The sequence below is a fragment of the Lewinella sp. genome, assembly GCF_050633125.1.
Classification (GTDB): domain Bacteria; phylum Bacteroidota; class Bacteroidia; order Chitinophagales; family Saprospiraceae; genus Lewinella.
This window is the reverse complement of record NZ_JBOEFX010000098.1, coordinates 1-913: the sequence shown is the minus strand read 5'-3', so window position 1 is coordinate 913 and position 913 is coordinate 1. Positions and strand designations below refer to the sequence as shown.

General features: G+C 49.9%; 2 protein-coding genes. Both read right to left on the bottom strand.

Going from position 1 to position 913, the window contains the following annotated elements:
* Nucleotides 1-11 precede the first annotated feature (11 nt).
* Complete coding sequence (locus ACRBG0_RS20355; protein ID WP_431488690.1) at nt 12-665, bottom strand: SprB repeat-containing protein; 654 nt, start codon at nt 663-665, stop codon at nt 12-14.
* 69 nt (nt 666-734) lie between these two features.
* On the bottom strand, nt 735-913 hold a 179-nt coding region (locus ACRBG0_RS20350), incomplete at both ends, for a SprB repeat-containing protein (RefSeq protein ID WP_431488689.1).

The following is a 913-nucleotide window of genomic DNA, read 5'->3' as shown; positions in this document are numbered from 1 at the left end:
ACCACCGAGAACTACACGTACTCTATCGTCGGCGGCGTCAGATGTGTATAAGATGCTGCGTCTGTACAACCTTGGTCGTCCGTAACCGTAACCGTGTACGTGCCAGCTGTGAGACCCGTGAGGTCTTCACTTGTGGCACCCGTGTTCCATAGGTAAGTGTATGGTGCAGTACCACCAGTAACTACCAAATCAATCGTGCCAGTTGCTGCGCCATTACAATCTGCATCTGTAAGAACTGTTGCGTCAACATCAATTTCTAAAGTCGTCGGTTCTTCAATGGTGAACGTTGCTTCGTCCGTACAACCTTGATCGTCGGTAACCGTGACTGTATACGTGCCAGCAGTAAGGCCACTTAAGTCTTCGCTCGTAGCACCCGTGTTCCATAAATAAGTGTATGGTGCAGTACCCCCAGTAACTACCAAATCGATAGTTCCAGTTGCTGCACCGTTACAATCAGCATCCGTCAACACCGTAGCGTCAACGTCAATCTCTAAAGTCGTTGGTTCCTCAATTGTGAACGTTGCTTCATCGGTACAGCTCTGATCGTCGGTAACAGTAACCGTGTACGTGCCTGCTGTCAAACCGGTCAAGTCTTCGCTCGTAGCGCCGGTATTCCACAAGTAAGTGTATGGTGCGGTGCCGCCAGAAACTACCAAGTCGATCATACCAGTTGCTGCGCCATTACAATCAGCATCGATCAGAACCGTAGTGTCAACATCAATTTCTAAGGTCNNGTCGTTGGTTCATCAATTGTGAACGTTGCTTCATCTGTACAGCCCTGATCGTCGGTAACGGTGACCGTGTACGTGCCAGCCGTCAAGCCGGTCAGATCTTCGCTCGTTGCACCCGTATTCCACAGGTAAGTGTATGGTGCAGTACCACCAGAAACGACCAGATCAATTGTGCCTGTTGC

Excerpts from the sequence above, each read along its gene's own strand:
- ACRBG0_RS20355 (WP_431488690.1), bottom strand. The coding sequence starts at position 665 with ATGATCGACTTGGTAGTTTCTGGCGGCACCGCACCATACACTTACTTG.